The organism is Bacteroidota bacterium, assembly GCA_030706745.1.
In the GTDB taxonomy this organism is placed as follows: domain Bacteria; phylum Bacteroidota; class Ignavibacteria; order Palsa-1295; family Palsa-1295; genus PALSA-1295.
In genome coordinates this window covers 1-20,880 of sequence record JAUZNX010000016.1, presented here as the reverse complement: position 1 = coordinate 20,880, position 20,880 = coordinate 1, and the positions used below count along the sequence as shown (strand labels likewise).

At 55.6% G+C, this 20,880-nt stretch carries 22 protein-coding genes; 1 reads left to right on the top strand and 21 read right to left on the bottom strand.

The window, feature by feature from the left end:
- Positions 1-4: 4 nt before the first annotated feature.
- The 21 genes from Q8902_14040 to Q8902_13940 all read right to left on the bottom strand — a co-directional run bounded on the left by Q8902_14040 (position 5) and on the right by Q8902_13940 (position 19,555).
- Positions 5-1,858 (bottom strand): UbiD family decarboxylase, encoded by a 1,854-nt coding sequence (locus Q8902_14040; GenBank protein ID MDP4200680.1) that lies wholly within the window; start codon positions 1,856-1,858, stop codon positions 5-7.
- Positions 1,859-2,422 (bottom strand): UbiX family flavin prenyltransferase, encoded by a 564-nt coding sequence (locus tag Q8902_14035; GenBank protein MDP4200679.1) that lies wholly within the window; start codon positions 2,420-2,422, stop codon positions 1,859-1,861.
- Positions 2,419-3,279 carry a 4-hydroxybenzoate octaprenyltransferase gene (locus tag Q8902_14030; GenBank protein ID MDP4200678.1) on the bottom strand — a complete coding sequence of 287 codons (861 nt, stop codon included), beginning with the start codon at positions 3,277-3,279 and terminating at the stop codon, positions 2,419-2,421. Before Q8902_14030 ends, Q8902_14035 begins: the two co-directional genes overlap by 4 nt.
- A 14-nt stretch (positions 3,280-3,293) precedes the next feature.
- Positions 3,294-3,725 carry a type II 3-dehydroquinate dehydratase gene (locus tag Q8902_14025; GenBank protein MDP4200677.1) on the bottom strand — a complete coding sequence of 144 codons (432 nt, stop codon included), beginning with the start codon at positions 3,723-3,725 and terminating at the stop codon, positions 3,294-3,296.
- On the bottom strand, positions 3,722-5,428 hold the full coding sequence (locus Q8902_14020) for a bifunctional shikimate kinase/3-dehydroquinate synthase (protein ID MDP4200676.1): 1,707 nt from the start codon (positions 5,426-5,428) through the stop codon (positions 3,722-3,724). The genes Q8902_14025 and Q8902_14020 overlap by 4 nt, the downstream gene beginning before the upstream one ends.
- Positions 5,425-6,606: a chorismate synthase gene (gene aroC, locus Q8902_14015; GenBank protein ID MDP4200675.1), complete on the bottom strand. Its 1,182-nt coding sequence runs from the start codon at positions 6,604-6,606 to the stop codon at positions 5,425-5,427. The genes Q8902_14020 and aroC overlap by 4 nt, the downstream gene beginning before the upstream one ends.
- On the bottom strand, positions 6,585-7,481 hold the full coding sequence (locus tag Q8902_14010; GenBank protein ID MDP4200674.1) for a shikimate dehydrogenase: 897 nt from the start codon (positions 7,479-7,481) through the stop codon (positions 6,585-6,587). The genes aroC and Q8902_14010 overlap by 22 nt, the downstream gene beginning before the upstream one ends.
- Positions 7,478-8,833, bottom strand: a complete 1,356-nt coding sequence (gene aroA / locus Q8902_14005) for a 3-phosphoshikimate 1-carboxyvinyltransferase (protein MDP4200673.1) — start codon at positions 8,831-8,833, stop codon at positions 7,478-7,480. The genes Q8902_14010 and aroA overlap by 4 nt, the downstream gene beginning before the upstream one ends.
- A gap of 11 nt (positions 8,834-8,844) precedes the next feature.
- Positions 8,845-9,819 (bottom strand): ribonuclease III, encoded by a 975-nt coding sequence (rnc, locus tag Q8902_14000; protein ID MDP4200672.1) that lies wholly within the window; start codon positions 9,817-9,819, stop codon positions 8,845-8,847.
- Positions 9,820-9,863: 44 nt separating this feature from the next.
- Positions 9,864-11,117 (bottom strand): beta-ketoacyl-ACP synthase II, encoded by a 1,254-nt coding sequence (gene fabF / locus Q8902_13995; protein MDP4200671.1) that lies wholly within the window; start codon positions 11,115-11,117, stop codon positions 9,864-9,866.
- A gap of 36 nt (positions 11,118-11,153) precedes the next feature.
- On the bottom strand, positions 11,154-11,393 hold the full coding sequence (locus tag Q8902_13990; protein MDP4200670.1) for an acyl carrier protein: 240 nt from the start codon (positions 11,391-11,393) through the stop codon (positions 11,154-11,156).
- A gap of 103 nt (positions 11,394-11,496) precedes the next feature.
- Positions 11,497-12,285 (bottom strand): 3-oxoacyl-[acyl-carrier-protein] reductase, encoded by a 789-nt coding sequence (gene fabG, locus Q8902_13985; GenBank protein MDP4200669.1) that lies wholly within the window; start codon positions 12,283-12,285, stop codon positions 11,497-11,499.
- A 20-nt stretch (positions 12,286-12,305) separates the two neighbouring features.
- The gene (locus tag Q8902_13980; GenBank protein ID MDP4200668.1) at positions 12,306-13,022 is read right to left on the bottom strand and encodes a DUF3109 family protein; all 717 of its coding nucleotides are present in this window, start codon (positions 13,020-13,022) and stop codon (positions 12,306-12,308) included.
- The gene (gene fabD / locus Q8902_13975) at positions 13,019-13,930 is read right to left on the bottom strand and encodes an ACP S-malonyltransferase (GenBank protein ID MDP4200667.1); all 912 of its coding nucleotides are present in this window, start codon (positions 13,928-13,930) and stop codon (positions 13,019-13,021) included. Before fabD ends, Q8902_13980 begins: the two co-directional genes overlap by 4 nt.
- Before the next feature lie 12 nt (positions 13,931-13,942).
- Positions 13,943-14,938 (bottom strand): beta-ketoacyl-ACP synthase III, encoded by a 996-nt coding sequence (locus tag Q8902_13970; protein ID MDP4200666.1) that lies wholly within the window; start codon positions 14,936-14,938, stop codon positions 13,943-13,945.
- Positions 14,939-14,949: 11 nt separating this feature from the next.
- Positions 14,950-16,005 carry a phosphate acyltransferase PlsX gene (gene plsX, locus Q8902_13965; protein ID MDP4200665.1) on the bottom strand — a complete coding sequence of 352 codons (1,056 nt, stop codon included), beginning with the start codon at positions 16,003-16,005 and terminating at the stop codon, positions 14,950-14,952.
- Positions 16,006-16,085: 80 nt separating this feature from the next.
- Positions 16,086-16,271, bottom strand: a complete 186-nt coding sequence (gene rpmF / locus Q8902_13960; protein ID MDP4200664.1) for a 50S ribosomal protein L32 — start codon at positions 16,269-16,271, stop codon at positions 16,086-16,088.
- Between the two features lie 36 nt (positions 16,272-16,307).
- Positions 16,308-16,811, bottom strand: a complete 504-nt coding sequence (locus Q8902_13955) for a DUF177 domain-containing protein (GenBank protein ID MDP4200663.1) — start codon at positions 16,809-16,811, stop codon at positions 16,308-16,310.
- 250 nt (positions 16,812-17,061) lie between these two features.
- Positions 17,062-18,366, bottom strand: coding sequence for a hypothetical protein (locus Q8902_13950; protein ID MDP4200662.1), 1,305 nt, complete (start codon positions 18,364-18,366; stop codon positions 17,062-17,064).
- A 36-nt stretch (positions 18,367-18,402) separates the two neighbouring features.
- Positions 18,403-19,152 (bottom strand): sigma-70 family RNA polymerase sigma factor, encoded by a 750-nt coding sequence (locus Q8902_13945; protein ID MDP4200661.1) that lies wholly within the window; start codon positions 19,150-19,152, stop codon positions 18,403-18,405.
- Positions 19,153-19,300: 148 nt separating this feature from the next.
- Positions 19,301-19,555 carry a helix-turn-helix transcriptional regulator gene (locus Q8902_13940; GenBank protein ID MDP4200660.1) on the bottom strand — a complete coding sequence of 85 codons (255 nt, stop codon included), beginning with the start codon at positions 19,553-19,555 and terminating at the stop codon, positions 19,301-19,303.
- A 128-nt stretch (positions 19,556-19,683) separates the two neighbouring features.
- Between Q8902_13940 and Q8902_13935 the strand changes: the two genes are divergently transcribed.
- Positions 19,684-20,880 (top strand): hypothetical protein (locus tag Q8902_13935; GenBank protein MDP4200659.1); only part of this gene is annotated, 1,197 nt, incomplete at its 3' end.

Here is a 20,880-nt window from a genome sequence, read left to right as displayed (position 1 = left end):
CTGCTTAACGGAAGCCGAACTCACTCCATCGCGAGTCCACGCGATTGACAACATCCTCCGGCATGACACAGGGATTCGGGTAGCCCGGCTTCCATGTCGCATCGATGCCCATGATGCCTTCATTCACGGCCGTCGCGCCAGCGAGAGTCGTCCGAGTAAATGAAATGTCTCGTGCCGCATCGAAGCGAGTGAAGATTCCCCAAATGACCTCCATATCACTTGAGAGGTCCACGTCTTCGCTCACGGCAGCGATCATCTTCACGCCGCGGGGGAGCTTCTCAATATTGGAATCGGCGATGAACTTTTGAATCACTTCGCGACCGGCCACTCCATTGGCATTGCCCAGTGTTTCGAGCTTCACCACGAGCAGGACATCTTCGAAAACTTTCCACTCTCGAATGCGCAGGTCAATGTGCTTCACATCTTCTGACGCACGGCCAGTGCGCGCATAGAAAGCATTCACGCCGCGTTCGGGGTATTTGCCACCGCTTGCGGTTGCCCCCTGCTTCCGTGTCGCATCGATGACCATCTTGCTGCCAAGGTTCATCTGATAGCTCGTGAAGTCGAGCGTGTCCATCGCCGTGTTTGGTATTAGCAGGAGATCGTAATGCGGATCGAAGTTGTCGCGTATGGCGCGGAGCAGTGCGCGAAAATCCCGATTGTTCACATCGGGATTGATGACGACCGCGCATTTGGTGAGCGAGAGCTGCCCTTCACCGAGCAGTGAGAGCGCAGTCTTCGTCGCTTCGCGCGCGTAACGCGGTTCGCTCGCAACGCCGAGTAAGTTGTGAAAGCCTGCCTCGTAAAATGCCCACACGCTCTTCACTTCTGGATGGTTGAGCCGAATGAGAGGGCCGAGGATCTGTTGGGTCGTATCGCCCAGCCATTTATCCTCCATCGGCGGCTTGCCAACAACTGTTGCGGCGAAGACGGGCTTCGCAAGATGCGTGATCGCGCGAATGTGGAAGACGGGAAACTGACCGGCGTGCGAGTAATGTCCGAAGTGATCGCCAAAGGGTCCCTCAAGCCTTCGTTCTTGCGGCGGCACGATACCCTCCAAAATGAACTCTGCGTAAGTCGGCACATCGATGGAAATCGACTTGGCACGTGTCATTGACGTTGGATGTCCGCGAAGGAAGCCCGCGAACAGCACTTCGTCGAGTCCTTCCGGCAGCGGCGCCACTGCCGCCATCAGCAGTGCGGGATCGGTGCCGATGGCTACGGCAACCTCCAGCGGTTGCCCCAACTTCTCCGCCACAGTGTAATGGAAGCCGCCGCCCTTTTGGATTTGCCAGTGCATGCCCGTGCTTGCCGCATCGAACAACTGCATGCGGTACATGCCGACATTGCGTTTGCCAGTGCCTGGATCGTAAGTGAAGACCTCTGGTAATGTAATAAACTTACCGTCATCTTCCGGCCAGGTCTGGAGGATTGGCAGAGCATTAAGATCGACCTTGTCAAAAAATGGCCGTGGCTCGTCCGGACTGGTGCGACGCACGCGCGATGCCAGTAACCGGCTGAGTAGTGGCCGGGCTGCGCGCCAAATCGTACGCGGTTTTGGCGGCATCAGTTGTTCCGCAACATGCAGGATCTCATTGCCAAGTTGGGTGGGATCAGTCGCGAGCGCGATCTCCACGCGGCGGTTGCTGGCGAGGAAATTCATCGCGAGCGGAAATCGCGAGCCTTTTACGTTCTCGAAGAGCAGTGCCTTTTGGCCTTCCAGCAGTGCGCGGCAGGCGATCTGGGAAACTTCGAGATAGGGATCGACTTCCGTAGTGATGCGATGCAGCTCTCCCTCGCGCTCCAGGCGTGTGAGGAATTGCGTCAACGTATCGAAGCCGCGTTCTTTGCCTGCCATTTATTCCAACTCCTCCGAGCGCCATCCGCCACCCACGTCCACGCCGACGTGATGCAGCACCTTATTGACAAATCCCTGCACGTATTCATTCACCGTCTTCGGCACAAAGTAGAGCGGCGGCGAGATTGGCATGACAATGACTCCCATTGCCGATAGTTCGGCAAGTTGCCGGAGCGTCACGGTCGAAAGCGGCGTCTCGCGCACGCATAGGATAACCTTGCGGCGCTCCTTGAGGCAGACTGCGGCGGTGCGGGTGATCAGCGTATCGCCAATGCCACTTGCGATTTTGCCGATCGTACTCGTGGAGGCCGGCAGAATGACGAATGCATCGATTGGATTGGTGCCGGAAGCAAGTGGAGCAGTGAGATCGCTGTCGGCAAAGACGGCTTTAGCGAGCGGCGTGAGTTCAGCCATGGGATCGGCCATACGTAGCTCGTCCTTCACAACAGCTTTGCCCCATTTGGAAACGATCAGAAATTTGTCGTGCGGACATCGCTTCAGAAAATCGAGGGCATACACTGAGCCACTCGACCCTGTAATGCCAACTGCAATGCGCGTGCTCATGCGAGCGAGACTCCCACGATGACGAACAGCAATACCACAAAGCCAATGATGGCGTTGATCTTGAAAAATGCAAGTTCGACATTGGCGGATTTGCGCTGCTCGAGGTAGAGCAACAATCCCGCAATCAGTAGTAGCACGGCGGCCGTGACGCTTCCGCGAAAGGCCGCAAGATAAACAATAACCAAAAGAAGAAACGCTGCAAAGTGTGCGGCGCTTGAAATTTGGAGAGCTAGCTTAGACCCGAATCGTGCCGGTAGCGAATGTAGTCCTTCTTTGCGGTCGAATGCTTCGTCCGATGTGGAGTAAATAATGTCGAAGCCGGCGGCCCAGGTCCATGTGAAGAGGCTCAGCAAAATTGCTGGCAGCGCTCCATCGAGTGACGGCCGGACGGCAAAATACCCACCCAATGGACCGAGCGCCAGCGATGCGCCAAGTCCCACATGTGCAAGTGAAGTGAACCGCTTCAAAAATGGATACAGGCCGAAGACAGCAGCCGGAATTGGTGCAAGCAGGAGGCATAGCCAATTCAGCCCCGCGGCGCATCCCACATAGAGCATGATGCCACTGACGAGAACGAGATACGCATCGCGGAGCTTCATCCGTCCCGATGGCAGTTCGCGCATCTGGGTGCGCGGGTTGCGCGCATCGATATGCCGGTCAACAATTCGGTTTACTGCGAAGCCAATCGTTCGCGCACCGGTTGCAGCCCCCAAGATTAACGGGATCTTTATCCAGAGATTGGGGAGTGCCACACCCGATAGCTGATTCGCATGCAACCCGAGCGCCATACCCGCAAAGATCACCGGAAGTGAAAAAAGCGTGTGCTCGATCTTAACGAAGGAAAAAAATTTGCTCATTCAGATTGTGCCAGTCAGACTGCATCGGCCAACAGCCGGAGCGCGCTTAGATAGCCTTGCGCTCCACGGCCCATAATCAGTCGAACGTTCGGCAGGCCTTGGAACACGCTATTGTGCCGGAATTCCTCCCGCAACAAAAGATCGGAAAGATGGACCTCCACCATTGGTTTCATCACAGAGGCCACGGCGTCACGCAGTGCGTAGGAATAATGCGCAAGCGCGCCCGGATTGAAGATCAGCCCATCCATCCACTTACGCTCGGCATGGATGGCATCGATTAGCACCCCCTCGTGATTTGACTGTAGAAAATGAAGATCAGTCTTAAATCTGCCAGCTTCTTGCCGCAGCATTTCCTCGATGTCGGCTAGTGTTTGCCGGCCATAGATTTCCGGCTCGCGCTCGCCGAGCAGATTCAGGTTGGGGCCGTTCAGGACAAGGATGTTCATACGAGTGTTAGCATGAATTCGATCGCGCGTGTTGCGTCCGCTTCGGAAATTGATGTCGCGAATGCCTCGCCAATGCCGTGAAGTAGTATGACGCGGTGCTTGCCCGGGTGGTTCGAGTCGTGCTTTTTGTCGCTGCCAAACGCTCTGAGAATTACCTCTGCATCGGTCTGCACATTCGCTTTAACGGGAATGTGTCCCAGCACCAGTTCGATTTCTCGCCAATCATCCGCGGACAAATGCCCCAACTCGTTCGAGAGCCACGCGGCTGCTCGTATTCCAAGTAACACCGCTTCGCCATGGAGCAGCGCGGTAAACTGAGTGGCCGCTTCGAGCGCATGGCCGAACGTATGACCGAAATTTAGACGCTCTCGAATGCCGCCGGCTTGATCGAACTCGTCGGACTCGACGTAGCGTAATTTTTGCAGGACCGAATCATGGATTGTCTCTTCATACGCGAGATCGACACCACGTACCAGGCGGCGCACTCGGCCCGCGAGCGTGTCCCACATTGGGCGCGAGCCGATCAGCCCATATTTGAACACTTCTGCAAGTCCGGCATGAAGTTCGCGTTTCGGGAGCGTCTTGAGATAAGACGGATCGATCAGGACCTGCCGTGGTGGATAGAACGTGCCGATGAGATTCTTGACACCGAACAGATCGATCCCGGTCTTTCCGCCAATCGCTGCATCGGTCTGACCGATGAGTGTCGTTGGTACCAAGATCGTCGGCAGTCCCCGATGATACAAGTTGGCCGCTAGAGAAGTGATGTCGGTGAGGACACCGCCGCCAAGCCCGACGACGATTGTATTCCGACGCGTTGCATGATACTCGTTGAATCTCTGCAACAGTTCAAAGAGGGTTCGCTCGTTCTTTGCGGATTCTCCCGGATCGATCACAATGGTCTGCAGCGTATAGCCGCGGCCGAGAGCCCGATTCAGACTTAATTGGAATGCTTCGCCATGTAAGGAGGCAACGTTGGCATCGGTGACTGTAATAATCTGCTTCGCGCCGTGTGCCCGTATGGTGTGAGGCAGTTCACGTACAGCACAGCCATTACCGAGAACAATCGGATAATTGCCGAGTGCACTACTGGCCAGAAGCGTTCGAAACCGAGGATGAAGAGCCACCCGAAGCGACATATTATCGAGTGCCGTCAATAACTCTCGGGCAAGTTCCTGCGGAGTGCGCTCATCCCCGCGCGGACTGCGGGTCACGAAATGTAGTTGTGCTTCCTCATAGTAGGGACGCCGCGCTTCGAGCAGATCGCGGAGCTTACCGCGTAACTCGTCGGCTGTTGTGGCACGAAACAACGGACGGTCGCGGCCCTGAAGAATGTCCGACAACACGTTTTTTGTCGCATCGCGAACGGTCACGTCAATCCAAATCGGAATCCCGGAGCCGCGCATGATCGATCGATTGAGCGCAGTTGTTACCGCCCCTCCGCCGGTTGCCACGACGAGTCGATGACTGTTCGAATTCGCTGCTCGTAACAATGCAGTCGTCTCAAACGAACGGAATGCGGCTTCGCCATCTTCCGAAAAGATCTGCCCAACGGTCTTGCCGGCCGTCCGCTCGATCTCTGTATCCAGGTCGATAAATTCGTACCGGTACTTTTGAAGCAGTTGGCTAAGAGCATGGCCAATGGCGGACTTGCCCGCGCCCGGCAAGCCGATTAAATACAGATTGCGATTGCGCCAGGTCATGCGTGAGCGATCGCTGGTTTCATCTTCATGCGGTCACGACGTTCTTCCACGCGGGTGAGTAGATCGACAAGCGTGTCGCCTCCAAACGTCTCGAGCAACTCGGATGTGAGCGTGAGCGCGACAACATTTTCCAGAATCACGGCTAAGGCTGGTACCGCGCAGACATCGCTGCGCTCGATGTGCGCTTTGGTCGCTTCGCCTGTGGCAAGATCGATTGACTGGAGCGGTCGCATCAGCGTCGAGATTGGCTTCATCGCAGCCCGAACGATAATATCCTCACCGTTTGACATGCCGCCTTCGATTCCGCCGGCATTGTTCGAAGAGCGGGCGATCGACCCGTTGCTTTGCACGATGGCATCGTGATTCGAGGAGCCGCGCGCATGCGCTGCCCGAATGCCCGCACCGATTTCCACAGCCTTGACTGCCTGAATGCTCATTGCCGCCTGCGCCAGAAGCCCATCCAATTTGCGGTCCGACTGGACATGACTTCCGATGCCGAGTGGCACGCCTCGAAATCTACACTCTACTATGCCGCCAAGCGTATCGCCATCAGAACGAGCCTTGTCAATTTCAGCGACAACGGCTGCCTCGCACGCTTCATCGAATACTCGAACAGCGCTCGTTGCCAATCGTGTGCGAAAGGCAAAGGGATCATCTTGTGTTTGGTCTTCGATGGTGCCAATGGACTTCACGAATGCGATCGACTCGATCCCAAGTGTGCGGAGTAACGTGTTGGCAATCGCACCGATGGCCACGCGCATCGCCGTCTCACGGGCACTGGCGCGTTCCAGAATATTCCGAAGATCATCCGTGTGACCATACTTGATTCCACCCGCAAGATCGGCATGGCCGGGACGGGGGATCGTCACCCGGTTGGGCTCTACGTCATTTGGCTCGATTGCCATCTGCTCTTTCCAGCGTTGCCAGTCTTTGTTCTGGATCGTGATGGCGATCGGCGCGCCGGTCGTCACTCCATTCCGAACGCCGGAAGTGATAGTCGCGGAGTCTGATTCAATTTGCTGTCGATGGGATCGCCCATGGCCGCGCTGGCGCTCGTGGAGGGCGGGATTGATATCGCGTTCGGCCACGAGCGAAAGCCCCGATGGCATTCCATCGAGAGTTCCGGTCAGGCACTGGCCATGCGATTCGCCGGCGGTTAAATAGCGGAGTCGTCCCATCTCGGCGTTACGAATTTGGCAAGCTCAGTATATAGTTCTCGATAGTGTTTCACACTCAAGAGGGTAGTATTTGCGGGCTTCTCTTTGATCCAAATATACTGCGAAAGCGCTGCTTGCTCGATAAGCATTCCCAAACCGGAAATGATGGTGGCGCCGCCGCTCGCCGCAGTATCGAGAAATCGCGTTCGGAGCGGGTTATAGATAAGATCGACCGCAATATCGCCCGGCCGCCAATCGAAGTCTTCCAACAGCGACTCGCGGGACCGCTGACCGACGGGCGTCGCCTGTACGACCAGCCTCCACAGTGGTGTCGGAGTCAACTCGGCGATCGTGCTTGTTTTTACGTTGCCATAATGGCCAAAGGCAAAGCGAGCGTGATCGAGCGATCTGGCACATGCTGTAATCTCGCCCCATCCCATTTTGTATACAGCTTGGATAACAGCGCGAGCGGCCCCGCCAGCGCCAAGCACAATCAATTGATACTGCGAAGGCGCGAGCGACGGTTGTTCTTTGTGAAGAGCCTCTCGAAAGCCTAATCCATCGGTCGAATATACTTTGGCACCCCCGGGAATAAGAACGATCGTATTGGCCGAATGGATATCGCGAGCGACGGGATCGACCTCGCCCGAAAGCCGGCTTGCAACATCCTTATAGGGAAAGGTGACGTTGTACCCGTGTGTCCCCTTGAGCAGGCCGCCCCGTATGATGTCAAGCATTTCATTCTCGTCCGCGCACTCGATCTTTGAATAGTCGATGCCATCGTATCTGTACTTTAGCTGAGGAGGGCATACGTATGGGAATAGTGCGGAATGCACTTCCGGCGAAATGCTATGTGTCAGCGAGCGGCCGATTAGCGCGGCCTTCAGGGGTCTCATCGTTGGTATGTGATCTGATGCTCGCCTGCGAGAGCAGCGAGATGCTCAAAAAACTCCGGATAGGAGACCGCGGCGATTTCTGCTTCCGGAACGGTCACGGTATTATCGGCGAAGAGCCCAGCAATGGCGAATGCCATGACAAGCCGATGATCGCCGCCGTGATCGATCGCGCAAGCGCGCAGCGTTCGGTTCGGAATCCCAACAATCGAAAGTCCGTCTTCCACTTCCGCGATCTCCGCGCCAAAAGCCGTGAATTGTTGCGCGAGGCATCGCAGACGGTCGGTCTCTTTCACGCGCAATTCACGAGCACCTCGAATAGTGCTGGTCCCATCGGCGAACAGTGCGAGCGTGGCAAGAATTGGAATCTCATCGAGTAGCAAAGGAACATCGTCAGGCGTGATTTCGAATGGAGCAAGCGGACCATCCATTCGGTCACCATAGACATGAAGATCGCCCCGGGCTTCGCCAAACGAATCGCGGACATTGGTCGCTTCAAACTCAACTCCCATGAGTGCGAGAATGTCAAGGTATCGGGTTCGCGTCGGATTCAGTGAGACATTCTTCAACTCCGTATGCTTGTGGAGCAATATGCCAGCGACAACGCCAAAAGCCGCACTTGAAATATCGCCGGGGACCTCGTAGACAAATTCTTCTTCCAAATCGTCAGGAACTGATGGTTCGAGCCGGATCCAGCGATCAGGTTCGGCAACAAGATCATAGCCAAAGGCCGTCATCATTCGCTCGGTGTGGTCACGGCTTTGCAGCGGTTCGCGAATGGATGTCCTTCCATCCGCAAACAGCGCGGCCAGCAGGAGGGAGGTCTTCATCTGCGCCGAGGCAACCGGCAATGTGATTTCGGAGGCTTTGAGCGCCCGTCCTTTGATCTTCACAGGCAGGCTACCGGTTGCCGTTGTTTCGATTGCGGCGCCCATCCCCACCAGCAAATCTGCCAGCCGCTTCATCGGGCGTGCGCTGAGCGATCGATCCCCTGCAAGCGTGCTTTCGAATGATTGTCCCGCCAGCAAACCCATGAGCAGCCGGGCGGTCGTGCCAGAATTCGCGCAGTTGATTGTGTGACCTGGCGCACGGAAACCATGCCGGCCCACACCCTGAAGTTCAATTTCATCCGATGTGATCTCAATCGGCACCCCAAGGGATTCGAGTCCCAGCACGGTAGCGAGCACATCATGCGAGAGTGACTCGATGGACCGGATAGGAATGCGAATCAGCGAGCGCGTCAGTGAACCAAGAATCAGCAAACGATGGAGAATCGACTTGTCCGGTCCAACAATCAAACCACACGGCTTCGAATCGGCGGTGACAATAGGAATAGGCGAAATCGTAACAGTCATCCTGCCGGAAGCTAGTCTGCGTTCTGGATCGGATGTGACTCCTCGGAAGCTTCCGGAGTAAGCACACCGAGATATTCCAGTGCTTCACGCGCAGCATTTTGCTCTGCCTCTTTTTTCGAGCGTCCTTCGCCGGAACCGTGCTTCATGCCACTGACGTGAACATCGACCGAGAACGTGCGCGCATGGTTCGGACCGACTTCGCGGACTGTGACATATTTCGGCGACGCCAGTTTGCGCGCCTGGACAAACTCCAGGAGCATCGACTTGTAGTTATGGTCCGACAACATCAGCTCATCCCGCCGCGTGTGCGTGATGATGTGGCGATAAATGAAGTTGCGGGAGGCGTCCATTCCACCATCGAGATAGATTGCCGCAATCAGCGCCTCATAGGCATCAGCCAGCAAGGTTGCCGAACCACGATCCACAGCGGCGCGCGCAGAAGTAGAAAGTAAGAGATAATGCTCAAGATCGATATCGGACGCGTGCTGGGCTAGCGATGCGCCGCTTACAAGTCGTGACCGGAGCTTTGTGAGTTCACCCTCTGGTAAGGATTCGAATTCGCCGTAGAGATACTCTGCGATGACCAGATTCAGAATGGAATCGCCAAGAAATTCCAGGCGCTCATTCGAGCGAAGTGAGGTATTGTCTACAAACTGTAAATAAGAGCGGTGGGTCAGCGCCTGCAAAAAATAAGCGCGGTGCTTGATGGTATAACCGATGCGGCGCTCAAGCTCATCAAAATCTTTGGCTGAAAGGACTGGCCGTGCCGTGCCGGGTACAACTTGGGAGGCGCGTCCCAGTAAATCGGCGGATGGCTGTTCAGGGCGGCGTCCTTTAACAAAGGCCCGCGATTCAAGACGTTCGCGGCGGGCGCGTCCGATTTCACGGTAATGATCGACACGGTCGCGGAGGCGTTCGAGCAATCGCGCTCGCCGCGTTCGTTCGCCGGAATTCGTATGCCGAGATTCGTTTCTATCCGATATCACAAATATGGAGCATGGACCAAAATACTCGCGATAACAATGCCAAACTACTCCTCGAACCGCGTAAAAATGAGGGAGGCATTATGACCGCCAAAACCGAATCCGTTACTGAGCACGGCGTCGATCTTCATTGGGCGCGCGACATTTGGAACGTAGTCCAGGTCGCACGCCGGATCCGGGAATTCGTAGTTGATGGTTGGAGGCGCCGTCTGATAATGAATTGCAAGCACCGAGGCAATCGCCTCGACCGCTCCGGCCGCGCCGAGCAGATGGCCGGTCATCGACTTGGTCGAGCTGATGGCCACTTTCCGAGCGTGATCGCCAAATACAACTTTAATGGCTTCCGTCTCGCTAATGTCGCCAGGCAAGGTGGATGTCCCGTGAACATTAATATACTGAATGTCCGATGGACTCATTTGCGCGTCCGCAACAGCCATTTTCATCGAGCGGACGGCTCCCTCACCTCCGGGCGCAGGTTGCGTGATGTGATAAGCATCTGCAGACATCCCAAAACCGGAAAGCTCAGCATAAATGCGTGCGCCACGGGCTTTCGCAAATTCGAGGTCCTCCAAAACCAGTGTCGCTCCACCTTCACCCATGACAAATCCATCGCGCTCGCGATCGAACGGCCGGCTGGCCCGCTCTGGCTCGTCATTGCGGGTCGAAAGCGCCTTCATCGCATTGAATCCGCCGACGCCCATCGGACAAATCACCGCTTCGGCGCCGCCCGCCACAATAGCATCGGCGAGGCCGCGCTCGATTAGCATGACGGCATCGATGATCGCATTGCTGCTGGTCGCGCAGGCGCTTGTCGTTGCGTAGTTGGGACCCTTGAGTCCGTGTCGCATCGAGATGTAGCCAGCGCAAATATCGCTGATGAGCATCGGGACGAAGAACGGGGAGATCCGATGTGGGCCGCCGGTTTGGTAGAGCGTCTCCTGCTGGATCTGATAGGTGGACATTCCGCCAATCCCGGAGCCATAGACCACGCCCAACCGAGTGCGGTCCATCGTATCGAGGGACCAACCGGCATCCTTGATCGCCATGTCGCTCGCCGCCACCCCGAATTGGGTGAAGAGATCCATCCGGTTGATCATCTTGCGATCGATGAAATCAAGCGGATTGAAATTCTTCACCTCGCAGGCGAAACGCGTGTCGAAGTCCGACGCATCAAAGCGCGTGATCGGCGCCGCACCGGAGCGGCCATGGACGAGGCCGTCCCAGTATGAAACGAGATTCAGCCCAAGCGGCGTGATCGCGCCCATACCGGTTACGACTATTCTGCGGCGGGTCTTTGACATGATCGACTCGGAAGTCCGTTCTGGCGTGAGAATACGTTATTTCTTTGCGTTGATGTAGCTGACTGCATCGCCGACGGTCTGGATCTTTTCGGCATCTTCATCGGGAATCTGAAGATTGAACGCCTTCTCGAATTCCATGACGAGTTCGACGGTGTCGAGCGAGTCCGCGCCAAGATCGTTCGTAAACGACGCGTTCGTCGTCACTTGTGATTCCTCGACGCCAAGCTTACTGACGATAATTTCCTTGACTTTTGATTCAACGTTCGGATCTGCCATGTGTCTTAGTATATGTTAAAGTTGAAAACTTACGGGGTAACGACTTACGAGCGATGTGACGAGTACGTAGTCCATTATCTCGTTACTCATTGCTCGTTACGTTCTACATTGCCATGCCACCATCGACGACAATCGTCTGTCCGGTGACATAATCGGCGGCTGGCGAAGCGAGGAAGCTCACAACGCGCGCCACATCTTCGGGTTTGCCGGGGCGTTTCAGGGGCACCAACGCGAGCATTGCTTCGCGCTGCGCATCGTTCAACTTGGCGGTCATTTCCGTCTCGATGAAGCCTGGGGCAACGGCATTAACAGTAATCCCGCGCGACCCGACTTCCTTTGCGATCGACTTGGTAAATCCGATCACACCCGCCTTGGACGCGCAATAATTCGCTTGTCCGGGGTTGCCCGTGAGCGCCACAACACTGGCAATGTTAATTATCTTCCCGCGTTTTTGCGACATCATCGGCCGAATGGCCGCCTTGGTCACATTATAAACACCTTTCAGATTGGTATTCAGCACGGCGTCCCAGTCGGCCTCGGACATCCGCATCAGAAGCCCATCGCGGGTAATACCCGCATTATTGACCAGAACGTCGATCTGGCCGTGCTCGGCAACGATTTTATCAATTACAACCTGGGCAGCTACGCCGTTTGTCACGTCGAGTTGCTCGTAGTGGACCAGACTAACTTTTGGCAATACAACCTTCGCATTCAGACTCTCCGCAAACGCAATCGCATCCTCGCCGATAACGTAGTCGAGAAATATGACAGTGAACCGCTGATGAAACAGCTCTTCGACAATGGCCCGCCCGATACCACGAGCCCCACCCGTTACGACGGCAACCCGTTTTGGTCCCCCAACCGGCTGATCCTCGGGCCAGGAGGCCTTCATGTACGCTGGTTTCTCTGCGCTCATACAGTGATTTGAATAAGACTATCGCTTAAGCGTGCGGCTTCAAAGCGCTCGCGGTTCGATTGATAATAGGTTTCCAGCTTCGCGAATTCATCCTTGCCCAGAAAATGGGTCAACTCTTCGCGCATGGACTCATATACGCTGTGCACATACTTTCCTGCACCGGCAGGCCCGCAGTGATGCAAATCCTCCGAGTGTGAATCGTCATACGTTATCGTCCCTTCGACGACCGTAACAGGGAAGAGGATGCAGTATCGTGGTTTCCAGGCCCAGCGGTGAAGTCCGGCATTGGCCGCAGCAACCTGGATCGAGCAGAAGTGCCGCTTGTCCAAGAACACGCAGCCTTCGGTAAATCCGGAAATACCACCATCGCGCTCGTGTACGTCCGTTCCTTCGGCCTGACCGGAAGGGAAATCGGGATCGTCGATGATCTCGCCATCGAACCAGGTGTCGGTGTCGGTGTCCTGGGTCTCGTCCATCGCTGCCGCGATCTCGGTCGCGTGCGCGAGGATTTGATCGCGCTCGCCCAGATCGGCATAGACGCCGGAATGACAGCATCCGCCACCGCAGAGCGAGATGTTGCAGTAATCGACAAAGCCGTGCGTGAAGATGATCTCGTCCACGCGCAAGCCACCGACAGTGATCGGTGCAATCCGGCTCTCAGGAATCTCGTCGCTCTCTGGCATTGGTTCGTTTTGATTTGCTTCCTGACTCATGCGGCCACCGCCTTTGGTTTTTCAACACCCGTCACTTTCACGTTTGTCAGCGTGCGAGTGATAAGCCCTTGCAGTACTTTGCCCGGACCGTACTCGACAAACTCGCGAATGCCGAAGTCGTACATATTCTTAACGGACTGCTCCCACAAGACCGGCGCTGTCAATTGCTCGATGAGAAGTCTCCGGATATCTTCTGCATCCTCGACTGGCTCGGCGCTCACATTGCTGAAGACCGGCACATCCGGAGATGTAATGTCCGTCGAAGCAAGCGCCTCTTGGAGTCCATCCGCGGCATACTGCATAAGTGGCGAGTGGAATGCGCCCGAAACCGAAAGCTCTTTGGCGATTCGAACGCCTTCTGCTTTCGCGCGGCGCATCACTTCTTGAACGCCTTGCCCAGTCCCTGAGATGACAATTTGGCCCGGCGAATTGAAGTTCGCTGGGCGAACGACCGTCTCCAGTTCGCTTTCGACGGTTTCACAAATTGCAGTCAACTTATTGGCATCCATTCCAATGATCGCAGCCATCGTGCCAGATTTGCGGCGTCCGGCTTCGGCCATGAGTTGGCCGCGCAAATGGACCAGCGAAAGCGCATCGCGAAATTCGAGTCCGCCGGCAGCACAGAGCGCCGTATACTCACCCAACGAGTGACCGGCCATTGCCTGCGCCGGCGCGCGCTCTTCATCGAACTCGAGCGCGATGATCGAATGCAGAAAGATGGCCGGTTGGGTGTAATCTGTTTGCCGAAGAACGTCTTCGGGTCCTTCGAGCATCGCTCGGGAAAGATTGATGTGCAACAGATCATCAGCTTCCTGGAGTCGGGCACGTGCAGCGGGGAAGGCCTCGGCGAATTCCTTCACCATGCCGGGATATTGCGAGCCTTGTCCGGGAAAAATGTGAGCAATCATTGTGCGAATCGGTTAGTACGCCCAGCGGACGAGAATTGCTCCCCACGTGTACCCCGCGCCAAAACTGGAAAGGACAATATTGTCACCTTTCTTGAGTTTGCCATCGGCCCACCACTCGCTAAGACATATCGGGATTGTCGCGCTGGTCGTATTGCCGTACTTTTGGATATTAATCATCACCTGCTCTGGCGAGAGCCCCATGCGCTCGCGGGCGGCATCGATGATGCGAAGATTTGCCTGATGAGGGACAAGGAAGGAGATATCCTTGCCTGTCATTCCATTACGCTCGACCACACGGGCTGAGGATTCGGCCATGTCCACGACAGCGCGCTTGAAAACCTGCTTGCCCTCCTGATAAACGTAGTGCCAACGGTTCTCGACCGTCTCGTGTGATGCCGGGCGGAGGCTGCCGCCAGCCTTCATGTGAAGGAATGGCGCGCCACTTCCATCCACGCGCAAATAGGAATCAAGAATTCCAATCTCTTCTTCCGAAGGCTCGAGCGTGATCGCTCCGGCGCCATCGCCGAAGAGAACGCAGGTGTTGCGGTCCTGATAATCTGCGATCGCACTCATCTTGTCCGCGCCGATCAGCAGCACACGTTTGTAGCGTCCTGATGTCACGAATTGCGCAGCGGTCTCAACGCCGAACAGGAATGACGAACACGCAGCCACCAGATCGTAGCCCCAGCAGTTCTTCGCGCCGAGCTTCTCCTGAATGAGACACGCCGTGGATGGGAACATCATGTCCGGTGTCACGGTACAGCAGATGATCAGCTCGACATCATCGGGTGTCCAGCCACGTCGTTCGAGCGCCTGTTTCGCGGCGAGTACGGCCATGTCGCTGGTCGCGCCTTGTTTCAGGATGCGCCGCTCTTTAATGCCGGTCCGCGTGCGAATCCATTCATCGGATGTATCGAGGTACGATTCGAAGAAGGCGTTATCGAGAACGTCCGGTGGTACGTAATGACCGACGGACGTAATGGCTGCGTGGAGTTTGTAAGCTGACAATTCGTTCTGTATTATGCTGGTACGGTTTCGACCTCGACCGCATGGGCGATTTTCTCGACGATCTTCTTTTCGACCATTTCTTCTGCCTTGAATATCATGTTTTTGAGCGCCTTCGGAGTGGACCGGCCATGGCCGATGATGGTCACACCACGCACACCAAGCAACGGCACGCCGCCGTGCTCCTGATAATCGAAGTCCTTCAGCGACTCACGCAGCACCGAGGCGGCAATGGCAGCCTTCAGCTTTTGCCAGATCCCGCGTGAGGCATAGTTACGGATGATCGTCTTCATGACGGTTAACATACTTTCGGCGAGCTTCAATACGATGTTGCCGACGAATCCGTCGCAAACAATCACATCGACCGTTGATTTGAACACATCGCGACCTTCGACATTTCCCGCAAAATTCACGTGCGACTTTTCGAGCAGCTCCGTTGTGCCGAAAACAAGTTCGTTGCCTTTCGATCGCTCTTCACCAACACTCAGAAGCCCCACGCGCGGATTCTTTATTCCCAGAATCTGCTCGGAATAGATCGACCCCATGATGGCATACTCGCGAAGATGGATTGCTTTGGAATCCACTGTTGCACCAACATCGAAGAGGAGTGTGAAGCCGCCATCGGGTCGTGGGAACATGGAGCCAATCGTCGGGCGGCTGATGCCTGGAATCCGACCCAACAGCAGCGTCGCGCCGCTCATGACTGCACCTGTATTACCGGCACTGACAAACGCTGAAGCGCGTCCTTGTTTTACGAGATCGAAGCCAATGACGATGGAAGAATCACGCTTTTGCCGCAGCGCTGCAACCGGCTCATCCTCCATCCCGATTACTTCAGAAGCTGCAACGAGCTCAATGCCGGGTTCATCCATCGCATTGGCACGCTTCAATTCCAGCTCGATCTCTTCACGGACACCAACGAGAAGGACTTTGAGCCGACCCTTTCGTTCGCGCACGGCCTGGAGCGCACCACCAACTTCATTGGCCGGCGAAAAATCGCCACCCATCGCATCGAGTGCGATCGTAAGAGGTTGGTCTGAAGTGGCGACAAGCGCTTGCGCGGCAGTCATCGACAAAATGATAAATGATGAATGGCGAATGATGAACTGGTCGCTTCATCATCCATCATTCATCATTCCCGAGGCGTTGATCAGCTTTGGACCTTCGGCTGGAAGACCGAACGACCGCGGTAAAAGCCGCAGCTCGCGCACGCGGTATGTTGTAGTTTCGGCGAACCGCAGTTCGGGCAGTTCCCAAACGATGGCTTCGAAAGCTTGTAATGGGTCCGGCGTTTATCGCGGCGGGTCCGTGAATTCCTATGTGTTGGATTTGGCATGATGTCGCTCTAAAAATCGAAAAGGGACGAAAAACGTTACTGTCCGCGGTCGGACAACCCGTGCTCGGAAGGCCCGGCATTCCCTTCTTCGGCACGCAAACGCTCACCTAAACTTTTGAGTGCCGGAAACTTGATTTCCTCCTCGCTCTGCTCCAAATGGCCACAGGGACCCTTGTTGAGGTCCTTTCCACAGACAGGGCAAAGCCCTTTGCAGTCCGGCCGGCAGAGATGTTTCATTGGGATGGCCAATGCCAGCGCATCGCGAACATCTTCGGTGATGTCCAGATATGCATTGATTGCCGCATCATACACATGGACGTTAGGATCGTTGGGGTCCCGCTCCAGTCGAGGAGGCACGAATTCAAGTGCGATTGGGGCGTCGATTATGCGACGAAATGGCTCGGTGCATCGGGTACATTCGAACGATCCTTCTGCCGAGGCCGTCGCTTTCAGGTGTATTTGTTCGCCAGCCCTGACTAATGATCCGTGGATTCGAACGGTGTCTTCGAATGGCGCATAATCCAGAACAGCGGCGTCCACAGAGAAATCGACCGGATTTTCACCTTCACCCAGGCCGCGAACCCGAATCTTAATGCTCGGCAGCTCTACTCTGCTTTTGTCAGAGTCGGGGGAAGAGGGTATAGAATGGGTGGCCGCATGATGTTCCCGTGAATCGATTCTCAATGGTAGCCTCCCCCTTCATGGCGTTCTGGACCAACAAATGTTCGAAAGCCCACCGAACGGTGGGCTTTCGCTTCAACACGAATTGTTTTGGCGGAGTGCCAGATTCTCAGAAATGCCAGCCGAATTCAAGCGATGGTCCAAAGAACCCGGCGGTTTCGTTGCCCTGCGCCGATCCTGGCTTTAGATGAGGAGAGAAGTCCTGATACATCATTTCCTTCTGATCGATGGACTTCTGAATCGAATGCGTGTACCAGACCCCCTCGATACCGGCGATGATACTCAGAGCCTCGAATGGCTCATAGTGTGCGAAGATGCCGGTACGCAAGTATGGGGTGCCTGCCCCATCGACGAGGAATCCTCCGGTCGCTTCGAATGGCAAATGCAGTGGGTCCAAAGTTAAGCCGGCTTCCGCGCCAATCACGAAGGTGCTGTTCGCCACTTCCTCCGTGGTGATTTCGCCTTGCTTTCTCGGGTCGGGATTCAACTTGGCTTCGTGGACGAAGCTCTGAAGTTGACCCAGTGATGCCTGGCCAACGACGTAATTCCATAATGTCCAACGAAATTTCACTTCCGAAAGAGAGCTCATCGAGCTGATATTGTTGGTCGGCATCACACCGGTGCCATATCGGAAGCTGATGGTTCCTTTCTCGCTTTCGAGCGGTGTCTCGATTGCTCGAGCCATCAAATGCTGGCTGGCAAGCTTCGTGAATTGATCGGACTTCTCTGGCAGGATTGGTCTATCGAGTGGAGAAGCGGATGCGATCGAAGGTCCGCCCTCGAACGAACCTGGCAGAGTTGACACCGTTGGCGCAGCCGGTGCTGAGGCTCTGATGTTGGTCGTGTGATCGAGCGAGAGAGGCGCTTCGTCGGAATGCATGGGAGAAGTCGCCTTACTTTGGAGATTGGCCGGCGATGGTGTCGCTGGCTGAGGCACCAGTTGAACGATGGTCCGGACTTCTGGCACGCTGGTCAATCCAAGGCTTCGCGCGAAGACATGGTAGGCGCCAGCGCCAAGTGTGAACGAAAGGAGCGTGGCTGCGGCAATCGAGGCAAAGCTCAACTGCCAGCCGGTGCCAACGGCAATCGCGGATGTCCCGAACGTCTCAGCGGTCTTTTCGGCAAGTGCCAGCTTTGCGAGTTGGGGCGCATTCGTCAGAATCTGATCGGTGCTGGCGGTGGCCGAGAGTCCCATCGTCTGCAACGTCCGAAAAAGCTGACTGGTCACGTGTTTCGGGACGCTCAAGCGCTCGGCGCTCGCGAGGTTACTTGTCAACTCACGGAGCCGCATGTGGGCGCGCAGCAGCCCCCGCCGTTCGGGCGAGACGGCCAGCGTGTGCAATAATTCCTCTTCCTGACCGGAGTTCAGCCGGCCATCGAGGAAATCCAAAATCCGTTCTTCATTTATTGCCATACCTATCTCCGTCGCGGGCAAGATTCCCGCTGAGCGTTATAAATCCAAAACGTTAGCCAGTCGCTCGCGAATTTCGCGGCGGGCACGGAAGAGCCGAACCTTCGCATTCGTGCGTGAGATGCCGAGCATCTCACCGATTTGTTCGAGCGTCAGATGATCGAACTCCGAAAGCACGAATACTTCTCGCAATAGGAGCGGCAGTTCTTCGACAGCCAAAGAAACCTGGTGCATGACCTCATCAGGATTCGGCGTCCCGTATGTTTCCTGCGCGGCCTCCACGACAAAGCCTTCGATCAGTTCGCTGTCAAAATCGAGGTCGTCGATCGGAATTGTCTTTTGATCGCGCCGCACCTGACTGATCGCAAGATTATGCGCAACACGAAAGAGCCAGCCACTAAATGCATTGGTCGTATTTGCGTGAAACGCGCCACGCTCCTTGAATACCGTGATCCAGGTTTCCTGGAATACATCGTCCAAATGCCGGGGCGCATGGGCGAGCAAGAATTTCAGGTACGCATAGAGCCTGTCGCCATACCGGGCATAGAGCATACTGAACGCTGCATCTTCACCGGACCTGAACGCTTGCCAGAGATCCTCATCGCTGAGATAGCGCGGCTCGGTGGCTGTGCTCGCAATGGTGGCACCGGCGATCGGAGTTGCGAGCGAATCCGCGAAGGCATCCAGAACGGTGGCTGATTCATGCGGCGCGGTAGACAAAGCTTCGCGAGGCGCAGCCATTCCATCGGCGCGCGTTCCCGCGAGACCCTTCCTCCTGATTAATCGCATGATGCTCTATGTTTAAAACGCTCGAGAGTGCCTACGGTTACAAATAATTCGTCCAACAAAATAGGCTTCCTCGGGACACCCGCCAATCCAGTGCAATTTCGGCATCTTGCGGCGAGTTCGATTGCCAGCTTAGAACCGCACGAAATACTCAAACCTTCTTTGCAGCGTTGACCGCCGGACCAATTGATTCGTGCGAACGAGGAATGAGTAAGTACTCGGAAGGAATTCGAAGAGCTTTTGCAATCTTTACGAGATTGACAATTCCAAGATTGCGTTCACCACGCTCGACCGAGCTAATGTAGTTGATGTGCAAGCCTGAGAGCACCGCAAGTTTTTCCTGCGTGTAATTCTTCTTGTGACGGTAGCCTCTAATATTATCCCCTACAGTTCTGCGAATATCCACTGCCGCAATTTCCGACAGCTTCGCGAATTAGCTTTCACACTATGAGTGTGATTATTTCGTAGTTTTGCCCAAGTAGTTAGTAACAAACCCTGGTTCTCGAAGTTATTATCAAAAACAGGAGGTTCAAGATGAGACGTTGTAGTATTTCCGTGCTATTGGTCCTTGGCATGATCTCGATTAGCGGACAAGCGGTTTCGCAGGGCGTCACGAACTCGACGGGGACGCAGAAATGGCCGAGCAATCCACCCGTTGGAATCGGCACGCAACTCGACGGCGGTCCGTGGAATGCGTTACACATCCACTACGATTCAACGGACTCGCTCACAAGGCCAGCGGTTCTGCGGTTCTCGCAAGCCACATCAACGAATACCAACGCGTCCGGAATCCTTGGACTGATTCCACTGACACCTGTGGATTCGCTGCGGTACTCATCGCTCATCAGAGGTCAGGATTTCGTGTTGCGCGCGAACCACGGCGATCTGATCCTCACGGACTTCTGGCGCAGTTTCGGCGGATCGCTCGGTGGTGCGATCCGGTTCGCGACGAGTCCGGATTCGGCATCGCTGCCACTCGCAGTCATCGACACCGATTTCGAACGCCTGACGATTCTCTCGAATGGCAACGTCGGGATTGACCTGCCGCCGGACTCGGCTACGGGACTCGGCATTCCGAAGGATCAACTGCAGATCGGTGGTGGGGTCATGCCGTATCCGGGCAACACCTATCCAAATCCCGGGCTGAGCATTTATGGGGGAAACTGGTATGAGAATAGGCCGAGGTTTGGCGGCGGACTGTTTCCGGGCGATTGGCGCTATATCTCTTACAATCGCTGGGTCGACCACACCGATACCAGCTCGAACCGTTTTCACCGCTCTGAGCCCATGTCCAGTTCGGCGGTTTCGTTTTCAGAGAATGCGGGTGGTAACATCGATCTCAGTTGCTTCCCCTATGACGTAATGCGCGGGATCGATGACTTCACGCATAGTCTCACGATGGAGGTCACGGGCAATGGGCTCCAGATGTGGAGCTACGAGAGCACTTCGGACCAGTACCATCACCTGATTGACATTTTTCGGCCCGGCTACTCGTATTCCTGGGATAGCGTGCGGAACGTCAATGGTCTCTGCTATTTGCACACGCCGGTTTACATCGGGACGGATACGACGGACCGGTGGCCGAACTTCACCGATTTCGCACACGTCAATCCGACGCTTGGCGATGGCAAAACGTGGATGCTGGCGGTCAACGGTCCGATGGTTGCGAAAGAAATCTTTGTGTTAGATACTGTTTGGGCCGATTTCGTGTTTCAGCCGGAGCATAAGCTG

Excerpts from the sequence above, each read along its gene's own strand:
- Q8902_14040 (MDP4200680.1), bottom strand. The coding sequence starts at position 1,858 with ATGGCAGGCAAAGAACGCGGCTTCGATACGTTGACGCAATTCCTCACA.
- Q8902_14035 (MDP4200679.1), bottom strand. The coding sequence starts at position 2,422 with ATGAGCACGCGCATTGCAGTTGGCATTACAGGGTCGAGTGGCTCAGTG.
- Q8902_14030 (MDP4200678.1), bottom strand. The coding sequence starts at position 3,279 with ATGAGCAAATTTTTTTCCTTCGTTAAGATCGAGCACACGCTTTTTTCA.
- Q8902_14025 (MDP4200677.1), bottom strand. The coding sequence starts at position 3,725 with ATGAACATCCTTGTCCTGAACGGCCCCAACCTGAATCTGCTCGGCGAG.
- Q8902_14020 (MDP4200676.1), bottom strand. The coding sequence starts at position 5,428 with ATGACCTGGCGCAATCGCAATCTGTATTTAATCGGCTTGCCGGGCGCG.
- aroC (MDP4200675.1), bottom strand. The coding sequence starts at position 6,606 with ATGGGACGACTCCGCTATTTAACCGCCGGCGAATCGCATGGCCAGTGC.
- Q8902_14010 (MDP4200674.1), bottom strand. The coding sequence starts at position 7,481 with ATGAGACCCCTGAAGGCCGCGCTAATCGGCCGCTCGCTGACACATAGC.
- aroA (MDP4200673.1), bottom strand. The coding sequence starts at position 8,833 with ATGACTGTTACGATTTCGCCTATTCCTATTGTCACCGCCGATTCGAAG.
- fabF (MDP4200671.1), bottom strand. The coding sequence starts at position 11,117 with ATGTCAAAGACCCGCCGCAGAATAGTCGTAACCGGTATGGGCGCGATC.
- Q8902_13990 (MDP4200670.1), bottom strand. The coding sequence starts at position 11,393 with ATGGCAGATCCGAACGTTGAATCAAAAGTCAAGGAAATTATCGTCAGT.
- fabG (MDP4200669.1), bottom strand. The coding sequence starts at position 12,285 with ATGAAGGCCTCCTGGCCCGAGGATCAGCCGGTTGGGGGACCAAAACGG.
- Q8902_13980 (MDP4200668.1), bottom strand. The coding sequence starts at position 13,022 with ATGAGTCAGGAAGCAAATCAAAACGAACCAATGCCAGAGAGCGACGAG.
- fabD (MDP4200667.1), bottom strand. The coding sequence starts at position 13,930 with ATGATTGCTCACATTTTTCCCGGACAAGGCTCGCAATATCCCGGCATG.
- plsX (MDP4200665.1), bottom strand. The coding sequence starts at position 16,005 with ATGACTGCCGCGCAAGCGCTTGTCGCCACTTCAGACCAACCTCTTACG.
- rpmF (MDP4200664.1), bottom strand. The coding sequence starts at position 16,271 with ATGCCAAATCCAACACATAGGAATTCACGGACCCGCCGCGATAAACGC.
- Q8902_13950 (MDP4200662.1), bottom strand. The coding sequence starts at position 18,366 with ATGGCAATAAATGAAGAACGGATTTTGGATTTCCTCGATGGCCGGCTG.
- Q8902_13945 (MDP4200661.1), bottom strand. The coding sequence starts at position 19,152 with ATGCGATTAATCAGGAGGAAGGGTCTCGCGGGAACGCGCGCCGATGGA.